The following is an 8584-nucleotide window of genomic DNA, read 5'->3' on the forward strand; positions in this document are numbered from 1 at the left end:
CGACCGGCCGCCGAAGCAGAGAAGGGACCCGATCGGGCCCCTTCTCTGCTTCGGCGCACCCTCTCGCAAGTGGCCTGCTTTTACTCCGCCGCAGTGGCCTAGAATTGCTCCGCCGTTGACAGATCGCTCACCTGGTGGGTCGGCGCCGCCTCGCTCGCCACCGGCACCGGTCAGATCATCGCGCCGGACGCCACAGCACTCGGGCAGGTCGGAGAAATCATCTCCATACTCAACGGTGCCGGCAACGCTCCTACCCCAGCCGCGCTGATCGTGCTCGGGCTTGGCCTGATCGGGTTGCGCAGGAAGCTGGAGCAGCGCTGATGGCCGACATTGATGAGAGCCGCCTCGACCGCATCGAAACCAAGCTCGACAAGATGGCCGAGGCGCTCATCGTGCTGGTGCGTATCGAGGAGCGCACCAGCACACTCTTCAAACGTCTCGATGCCAGCGACGCGCGGATGAACGGCATTTCGACGCGGCTCACCGACCTCGAAAAGACCAGCGACCGGCGCGGCGTGACGTTTGGTCTGGTCGACCGGCTGTTCTGGATCGCCGTCACCGCGGCCGTCGGCATCGGCGCATGGTGGATACGGGGAGGGTGACGTGGAAAGGCAGTGACGGACCGAGGGGCCATGGCTTAAGGCACAGGGCGTCTCGACTGCCTGCCGCGCGCCTCGGCCCGTCATGGCCATCTCCACCATGTCAAAGATCGGGCTGCGAGGCGCAACCGGAAAAACACTATCACGCCCGGCGCGAACAGTCGTTTGCGGAAATTGGCAAGTGTGGCTGAAAATGCTGAACGCCAGGCCAACCTTATGCCGAGGCGTGAACCGAGGCGCATTCGAGGTGAGACGCTAGGCTATCTTTCTGACCATCGCGGCCGCCGCAAAAGGTCGTGGTCGATCCCGGTGCCACTGCCACCGAACCACCTGCACCGAACCCCCAAAAGTCCGGGAGCCGGCAGCTCGGCATCTGTCGGAAACGCTCTTTAGCGCGAGCTATTTCTGCCCGAATGCCTCGCCATCGATATGATCTGGGCGTGGAAACGGCACGATGAGCTGAAACGTCGACCCTTCCATGGGATCTGGCAGCTCTGTGACGACCATGCGCAAGCCGTCCTCGTAGGCCCCGTCGGTGTATTGGATGATCTTTGCCACCAGCTTGCGCGCGTGGACCAAGGCGAGAGACGCATTGGCGAGCTCCTTACCGACGTCGTCCCCGTTCAATAGTCGGTTCGATTTGAGGTGAAAGTGAAAGCGTGGCACCAAGGGTCTCGTGCGTTCGGTGGCGATGGCGTGACCCAAAACATTCTGGCCCGATGCGGTCACGCGTTCGCTACCTTGAATATTAAATTCTTAAGCAGCTGCGGTCGCCTCGCGCCCGCTTCGCACGTACGCCACATCCCGAGGTTGGCCGTCAAGTCGGATCGTGAAGCTGGGTTTCGATCGGATCTTGTGGGCCTTCCTTTCCGGCCTCCCACTCCGCGTAGGTGCGTCCATCCGGGAGCTTCCATAAGGCCCGACCATTGGCACTCGCGCCTATCACGGTCGCAGCCGCAGCGGAAGCGGAAGTGAAGTTGTAGGCACTTGCAGAGACGAGGAATTCACCCTCCGCTCGAAGCACGCCCTTTTCGATGAGTGTGTTCCGGAGCGTGATCGTGCCTCTCGGTGTCGTTGGCGCCGTCCGGGCCCTTGCCCTCGATCCTGCCGTGACCAAGATATCGACGGACGGCCCGATCTCCATCTCTGCCGTAAAGCCGTCACCGCGAAAGATGAATCGAGGGCTCTGGTGGCTCTCAGCTTTCGGCACCTGCGGAACGGACATCTGTTCTGGTGCTCGACCGCGGATTTCGCGAAACAGATCCCATCCAAGTGCGCCGACCAGCGTCTTCGTCTGATCCACGAATTCGTCCATGGCGGCACGATCGGTCAGCGGCAGCTTGCCGGCATCATCGGAAGGCGTTCGTGTGTTGGGCAGGGTCCAGCGAGAATTGCTGCCGACGCTTCGTATGAGGCAGGACTCGACATAACGCGCGTGACTTTTCGTCAGGTTATCGTCCTTGCTGATCAGGACGACCGTGTCGGTCCAGAAACCCTTGGCGCTGCGGCTAGTGCATTGACACATTCCAAGTATTTACATCGGCGGCAGGACATGCGAGCCATCGCACGATGGCTCAGACATCGTGCGTGCTCGGCACAACCGACGACCGTTTCCTTGGTCGGAGTCGCCCAGTTGAATCGATCTTGCCGCCCTCAGCCAGCCTTGTGTCGTGCAGCGTGGGGTTGCAACCGCGTGGTCACCAACGGCGTTTCGGCGCCGGTGCGTTTTGATTTCGACCCAGGCTGAATGGCCCGGCGTTGCCTTCCCAGACCTCTCCCGGAGCCCCCGATGATTGTCACCGACATGCTGGTCGAGCGGCTGATCCCCATCTCATCGACGCCATCGCCCCATCGTCGCCGGCCATCGCAAAGCCACCTCGACGGCCTGCTACCCTGAACTATGCCCCGGAGCCGCTCAAGGCCGTGGCCTGAGAGCAGCGGTTTCTCCAAACCGGTAAACCCGGGACGGTTCACTCCGAAGATGCGCGATGCTCCCATGCGCATGCCGCTTCACATTCGGATGTGAGGGCAACACATTCGAGGCGCCACACGCGGCCACTGGCGTCGACTGTGGAATTCATCTTGCCATCCACGTCTAACACCGTGAACGAGATCGGTGGGAGCGCAAAGCCTAGCCCAGTGGCCTTCATCACGGCTTCCTTGGCGCGCCACAGGGTCAGGAAGCGCCTTCGTCTTCCTTCGTCATCGTGTTCAGTTGCCACAAGCGCGGCTTCTGTCGGCGTGTAGATCTGGCGCATGGTGTCAAGCAATTCCCGGCTGCAGGTGGTCGATAGTTCTATATCCACCCCGATGGGCAGCTCTCGATGGATGGCAATTGCGATCCAGCCAGCCGAATGGGAAATACTGAAACATGGCAGGTCACGCGTCCGTAGACCTTCCGGCAGGATGAGCTCGGGCTTGCAGTGCTCCCGCGCCGTAATACGTATCTCATCTGGATTGCATGAGAGCCATCGCGCATGAAACAGCCTGGTCAACATCCTTGCTGCGAGGAAATCATGCGCTGCCTCGGTGGAGCGGAACAACTTCAGGCGCTCGCTTTCTTCTGAATTCAGATAGCGCCGATGCGAATGCAAGTCATTGAGTTCCGTCGTCTGCGCGTACAGGATCACGACTTTCCCATCGGCGACGATCTCGACGGCGTGTGCTATTGCTCCCGGTCTGTGCGCAGCTATAGCGACCGGTTGGTCATTCGGCACCGTCGGTCATGTTTCAGTGGATTGGAGCCCTTATGGATAGGGGCGCGATGTCTGGCCAGTTTGCCTTGATCCAGTCGAGGCAATCCTTTTTTGGACCCACAGGCCCGACCTGGCGCCAGCCGTCCGGGATGGGCTGTGCCGAGGGCCAGAGCGAGTGCTGTCCCTCGCCATTGATGAGAACCTTGAACACGTCTCCGTCCATGCTCCAGTTTGCATTGTTCAGGTCGACCATGGGATACCGTCTTTTGGCTTTCGTTGAGGGAGGAGTTCTGTTATCTCGGATCGCAACATTCGACAACTCGCTAAGGAAGGGCTCTCATGACGATGGACGATACGATTTTGGCTGGGTCGCCCGCTGGCGAGCAGATCAAGCGGGACGTGCATGCCGAGGCTGCGGTTGTGATTTCGCGGTCTGTGGCGTGGTCTGCTGCGGCAGCCGTCGTGCCAGTTCCCTATGTCGATCTCCTGGCTCTTGGCGCCGTGCAGGTAAAAATGGTTCGCGATCTCGCGGGTGTGTACGGCGTGGATGCGTCGAGCGAGACGCTTCAGGCCGTGATTTCCGCGCTTTTGGGTACTCTTGCGCCGGCCGCCATCAGCGGCAGTTTGCTCGGTTCGGCGCTCAAGGTTGTTCCTGTGGGAGGTACGATCCTGGGCAGCGTTGGTCTTGCGGCTTTTGGGTCGGCTGCAACATACGCGATCGGCAAGATCTTCGTTCGGCATTTCGAGGCGGGCGGGACGCTGAAATCCTTCAGTGCGGCTGCGGTCGAGGAAGACCTGAAGAAAGAGTTTTCCGCGGCGCGTGCACGAGCCTGATAGGCTCGGTGCCATGCCTATGCCCTTTCTGATCCTCGCATATGTGGTTCTGTCCGGGGCGCTTGGATACATTGGTCGCAAGCGCGCGGTTGGTTTCGCGGGTGTGTTCGTCCTCAGTCTGCTGCTGACGCCTTTTGTCATGGCACTTGTCTTGATGGTGGCCGCACCTCGCTCGGACACCTAAGGCGTCGAGATTTCCATGTCGGATGAGAATACGCCTGGTCATACGGCCGGGTTGGGGGATCGGCTGCTCGGGCTGATCCCGCCACCGCGCAGCAGGCAGGACAGTACGCATGATTCAAAGCCGAATCGTCTTGGCGCGCTGGCTGGCCTTTTGGCGGAAGGCTCACTTGGCCGCCTGACTTTTGTCGCTGTTCTGGCGGCCCTTTGCGGCACCGGTGTGCTGTTCCTGCTCAACGCTGAAGCGCGTGAGATCGACGAACAGAGCTATTCGATCTTGCTCGCCGTCTTGTTTGCAATCCTGCTGGTCATCTACCGGTTCTCACAGGATCGATTGATCCGTAGTGCGTCGAGTGCAATCGAGATTGCGCTCGATCAAAAGCGCCAACGCGTTGTGGCGGATGTGCTTCAACTTTCGCTGCAGGATATTGAGCAGATCGGCCTGGCCCGGCTTCGGGACGGTATCGCAGCAAATTACGGGAGCCTGTCGCAAACTCTTGTTCCGATCATTGCCGGTGTGGAAGCGCTGATCCTGCTGGTGTTCATGTTCGCCTACGTCCTTTCCCTGTCGATTTTTGCCGGGGTTCTGGCGCTGGTCGTCGTGGGCTTGACAGTCGGAGGATATCTCGGTCGACAAAAGCAGATGGATGCCGAGATGGCGTCGGCTGCGGCAGCAGACGAGCAGTTTCGTGCCCTCACCGACGCGATAGCCAATGGGGCCAAGGAACTTCAACTGAGCCTTCGCAGGCGCGCGGGCCTTGAAGATGCAATGCGAGCCAGTTCGGCCCTGCTTGCCAAGGCCAGGTCCGGCACGGCAGCGCATTTTGCGGATCTGATCGCGACCGGGACGACGATCTCATACCTGATGGCCGGCGCGGTGGTTTTTGTCATGCCGCTGATTTCCGGGCGAGGTGAGGAGGACATCTCCCGTATCGTGGTCGCGGTCATTTTCCTGCTTGGGCCGATCGGAAGCGTGGTGCAGACGGTTCAGCAGTTTGCCACGGCTCAGCATGCGTTGAACGCCATCACCGGGTTCGAAGCTCAGGTTGCTTCCCTGCGCACAGGATCGTCCGGGCTGTCGCCAGATGGACAGTCGCCGCAAGACGATGGCGCCATAGCCGCAGCCTTCGACCGGATCGCAATGGTCGGCGTTGGATACGCGCATGGCAAGGGTGATGGCTTTGCAATCGCGAATGTCGATCTGACTTTGAACCGGGGAGAAATCGTGTTTCTGACCGGGGGCAACGGCTCGGGCAAGACGACGCTTTTACGTGTTTTGACCGGTCTTTATCCGCGGCGCTCAGGCGAGCTATCGCTCAACGAAGAGACAGTTCCTGTCATGCCGCCGCAAGCCTACCGCGAGCTGTTTGCCGGCGTGTTTGCCGATTTCCACCTCTTCGACCGTCCCTTCGGCCTCGACGTAACCGGCATGGCGGTCTTTGCGGACTGGTTGGAGCGGTTCGGCATTCGCGACAAGCTGGGCCCGGATCTGACGGAGCTTCACGGAGATCAACTGTCAACGGGGCAGCGAAAGCGTGTCGCGCTGGCCTTGGCGCTGGCCGAGCAGCGGCCCATCCTGGTGCTGGACGAATGGGCAGCGGACCAGGACCCCGAAACTCGCGCGCTATTCTACCGCGAGATCCTTCCTGGCCTTCGGGCCGAGGGCCGAACGGTGTTCGCCATCACTCATGACGAGCAGTATTTCGATTGCTGCGATCGCCGTCTGCACATGGTTGAGGGACGTCTTGTCCCAGGAGGCCTGGATTGAAGGCATATTCGCTGCGTCTGTTCCGCAAGATCAGCCTGGGCTTGAGTTTCCTGGTTCTTGTTGCCGCATTCCTGCTGGTGGTCCTGTGGAACGTGATCGTTCACACCGTCCCCGTGGGGCATGCCGGTGTCCTTTGGCATCGAATTCCACTGTTTGGCAGCGGCGTGTCGCGAGTGCCGCTGTCGGAAGGGCTGCACCTGATCCTTCCCTGGGACAAGATCTATATTTACGATCTGCGGCTTCAAAACCGGGTTGGAACCTATCAGGTCCTGTCCAGGGATGGTCTGGCGTTCGAAGTCGAATTGGGCTTTCGATGGCGCGTGGCCGGCCCGAACCTCGTGAGCCTTAACAACGAGATTGGTCCCGACTACATAGAAAAACTGCTTGTCCCCGAAATCGGCTCGGTCTTGCGGCAGGTTATCGCGCAGTTTACCGCCGAGGCTCTCTTCACCAATGCGCGTTCGTTGGTCCAGAAACGGATTTACGACCAGGTTACGGAGAGATCGCTGCCGAACGGCATCGGTCCTCGCCTGGAGGTGCCCGGCTCCACATCCGACGTTGTGATTCTGTCGGATGTACTGATCAAGCGCGTAACGCTGCCAGAGCGGATCGCACGGGCTATCGAGGCAAAGCTCGAGCAAGCGCAGATAGTCCAGGAGTTCAACTTCAGGGTCGAGCGCGAGGCGCTGGAAAGCGAGCGCAAGCGTGTCGAGGCGGAGGGCATCCGAAGCTTTCAGGAGATCGTGACCCCAGGCATCACCGAAAGCTATCTGCGGTGGCGAGGGATCGAGGCGACGCTGAAGCTTGCTCAATCGCCCAACAGCAAGATCGTCGTGATCGGCAACAGCGCGACCGGGCTCCCCCTGATCCTGGATACGCGATCAGATGGCAGGGATGCAGTCGAGATCGCGACACCCGCCGACGAAGGAGCAACGACGTCCTTCGATGACAATATGCCGCTCGACCAGGGCAGCCTCGATGATGCGCAGCGCCTGATCGATGCAGGACCCGGCTATACCGGCTCGGATGACGCCGTGTCGCCGGTTCTGGATCCAAAATCCGAGGTGCGTTTCCCCGCACGAATTGGAAGCGAATAATGGGCGATCATTACACGGCAGCCCGTGCTGTTGGCGAAGGATTCGGCACTCCAGGCGCTCTGCCGCTGAGTCCAGCGCAACTGGGGATTTATTTCGCCCACTTGCGCGATCCCCGCGGAAACCGTTTCAATCTCGCGCAGGTGACGACGATTGACGGCGATGTGGATATAGCGCTGTTTCGCCAGGCTGCGGCGGACGTCGTTGCTGCGACGCCGGCACTGCAAATGGTCATCGTGGCTTCGCAGGGCGAACCGCAACAGGTTGCAGTGGATCGCGGCCCCGTTGAGGTCCCATTCCATGACCTGCGCGAGGTTGCCGATCCCGCGGCTGCCCATGCAGTTATATGTTCGCGTATGGTCCATTGCCCGTTCGATCTTGAACGGGGACCGCTTTTTCGCTGGGCGCTGATCAAGTCGCGTGAAGGCCAGACTGACTGGGTGCAAGTCAGCCACCACATCATCGCTGATGGTTGGTCCGGACAGCGCCTGATTGGAAAGGTCGCATCTCGCTACGGTCAGATTGTTTCGGACGGATCGCGATGCGAGCCGCTCGCTACGGAGCTGTATGCCGCCCATCTTGAAGAAGAGATCGCCTACCAGGAAGGCGATACGTCCTCTCGTGATCGGACTTACTGGCATGCGCTGTTGGCAGACGCCGACTTGGCCGCGCCCTTCGAGGAACGCGGATCAGAAGCCGACGAGGCCCACTTCGCTCGTCATCGGATAGTTATCCGGGCTGGTGACCTGCAGGCGGTCAACGGCCTGGCTGAAACACACGGGGTTACGCCTGGTCAGGTTGTGATCGCAGCCGTGGCGATTCTCGAGGCGGTCAGACAGGGGCGCAATGACGTTGTGGTTGGCACACCCTTGCTTGGCCGTTTCGGTTCAGCAGCGAGGGCGGTCGTGTCGATGTCTTCCAACGTGGGACACCTGAGACTCCGCGATATCTGGAATCAGTCAACCAGGTCGCTCCTTGCTGTCATCCGGGGTCAGCAACTTGCGAACCTGCGACGCCAGCGCTTCCGATACGAAATCCTGAGAAAAGAGATTGTCGGGGCCCACTCGGACGCCCCACTGACGCGGGTCCATGTCAACCAGATGGCGTTTGACTATGACATCCCGTTTGGGAACCTGCGAAGCGAGACCCGCAATCTGTCGAATGGGCCTGTGGATGGATTGAGCCTCGCGATTTACCCCCAGATGGAAGAGCAATTGGTCATTGACCTGAATGGGGCGACGGAAAACTTCGATAGTGCAGGCTTGCGGAGAGTCGCAGAACAATTGCTTCATGTTCTGAAGCAGTTTTCGGATTGCGGTGGTGAGACCCCGCTGGCCTCGCTGTCGCTGACGCCGCCTTCGGATGTGGCGCTGCTTTCCGGGTTCAACGCGACGGAGCGTGAGGTGGCGGGCG

At 60.3% G+C, this 8584-nt stretch carries 9 protein-coding genes; 5 read left to right on the forward strand and 4 right to left on the reverse strand.

Annotated elements, in window-relative coordinates; all coding sequences use genetic code 11:
- Positions 1-320 precede the first annotated feature (320 nt).
- On the forward strand, positions 321-602 hold the full coding sequence (locus N1F91_RS30435; protein ID WP_289997662.1) for a hypothetical protein: 282 nt from the start codon (positions 321-323) through the stop codon (positions 600-602).
- 396 nt (positions 603-998) lie between these two features.
- On the opposite strand, the gene N1F91_RS30440 is transcribed toward N1F91_RS30435, so the two are convergent.
- The 4 genes from N1F91_RS30440 to N1F91_RS30455 all read right to left on the reverse strand — a co-directional run bounded on the left by N1F91_RS30440 (position 999) and on the right by N1F91_RS30455 (position 3548).
- Positions 999-1328 carry a hypothetical protein gene (locus N1F91_RS30440; protein WP_289997664.1) on the reverse strand — a complete coding sequence of 110 codons (330 nt, stop codon included), beginning with the start codon at positions 1326-1328 and terminating at the stop codon, positions 999-1001.
- An 88-nt stretch (positions 1329-1416) separates the two neighbouring features.
- The gene (locus N1F91_RS30445) at positions 1417-2124 is read right to left on the reverse strand and encodes a DUF4357 domain-containing protein (RefSeq protein WP_289997665.1); all 708 of its coding nucleotides are present in this window, start codon (positions 2122-2124) and stop codon (positions 1417-1419) included.
- A gap of 445 nt (positions 2125-2569) precedes the next feature.
- Positions 2570-3229, reverse strand: a complete 660-nt coding sequence (locus N1F91_RS30450) for a 4'-phosphopantetheinyl transferase superfamily protein (RefSeq protein WP_289997667.1) — start codon at positions 3227-3229, stop codon at positions 2570-2572.
- Positions 3230-3329: 100 nt separating this feature from the next.
- Positions 3330-3548 (reverse strand): MbtH family protein, encoded by a 219-nt coding sequence (locus tag N1F91_RS30455; RefSeq protein WP_289997668.1) that lies wholly within the window; start codon positions 3546-3548, stop codon positions 3330-3332.
- Between the two features lie 86 nt (positions 3549-3634).
- Between N1F91_RS30455 and N1F91_RS30460 the strand changes: the two genes are divergently transcribed.
- From N1F91_RS30460 to N1F91_RS30475, 4 genes are all read left to right on the forward strand, one after another.
- On the forward strand, positions 3635-4129 hold the full coding sequence (locus tag N1F91_RS30460; RefSeq protein WP_289997670.1) for a DUF697 domain-containing protein: 495 nt from the start codon (positions 3635-3637) through the stop codon (positions 4127-4129).
- A gap of 199 nt (positions 4130-4328) precedes the next feature.
- A complete protein-coding gene (locus tag N1F91_RS30465; protein ID WP_289997671.1) occupies positions 4329-6077 on the forward strand; it encodes an ATP-binding cassette domain-containing protein in 1749 nt (582 codons plus the stop codon).
- A complete protein-coding gene (locus N1F91_RS30470; protein ID WP_289997672.1) occupies positions 6074-7174 on the forward strand; it encodes a prohibitin family protein in 1101 nt (366 codons plus the stop codon). The genes N1F91_RS30465 and N1F91_RS30470 overlap by 4 nt, the downstream gene beginning before the upstream one ends.
- Positions 7174-8584: condensation domain-containing protein (locus N1F91_RS30475; RefSeq protein WP_289997674.1), on the forward strand; the 1411-nt coding region annotated here is incomplete at its 3' end. The genes N1F91_RS30470 and N1F91_RS30475, both read left to right, overlap by 1 nt.

It is taken from the genome of Aquibium sp. ELW1220, assembly GCF_030398385.1.
GTDB lineage: Bacteria > Pseudomonadota > Alphaproteobacteria > Rhizobiales > Rhizobiaceae > Aquibium.

Bases quoted from the DNA above. Each gene is read 5' to 3' on its own strand.
- N1F91_RS30435 (WP_289997662.1), top strand. From the start codon at position 321: ATGGCCGACATTGATGAGAGCCGCCTCGACCGCATCGAAACCAAGCTC.
- N1F91_RS30445 (WP_289997665.1), bottom strand. From the start codon at position 2,124: ATGTGTCAATGCACTAGCCGCAGCGCCAAGGGTTTCTGGACCGACACG.
- N1F91_RS30455 (WP_289997668.1), bottom strand. From the start codon at position 3,548: ATGGTCGACCTGAACAATGCAAACTGGAGCATGGACGGAGACGTGTTC.
- N1F91_RS30460 (WP_289997670.1), top strand. From the start codon at position 3,635: ATGACGATGGACGATACGATTTTGGCTGGGTCGCCCGCTGGCGAGCAG.
- N1F91_RS30465 (WP_289997671.1), top strand. From the start codon at position 4,329: ATGTCGGATGAGAATACGCCTGGTCATACGGCCGGGTTGGGGGATCGG.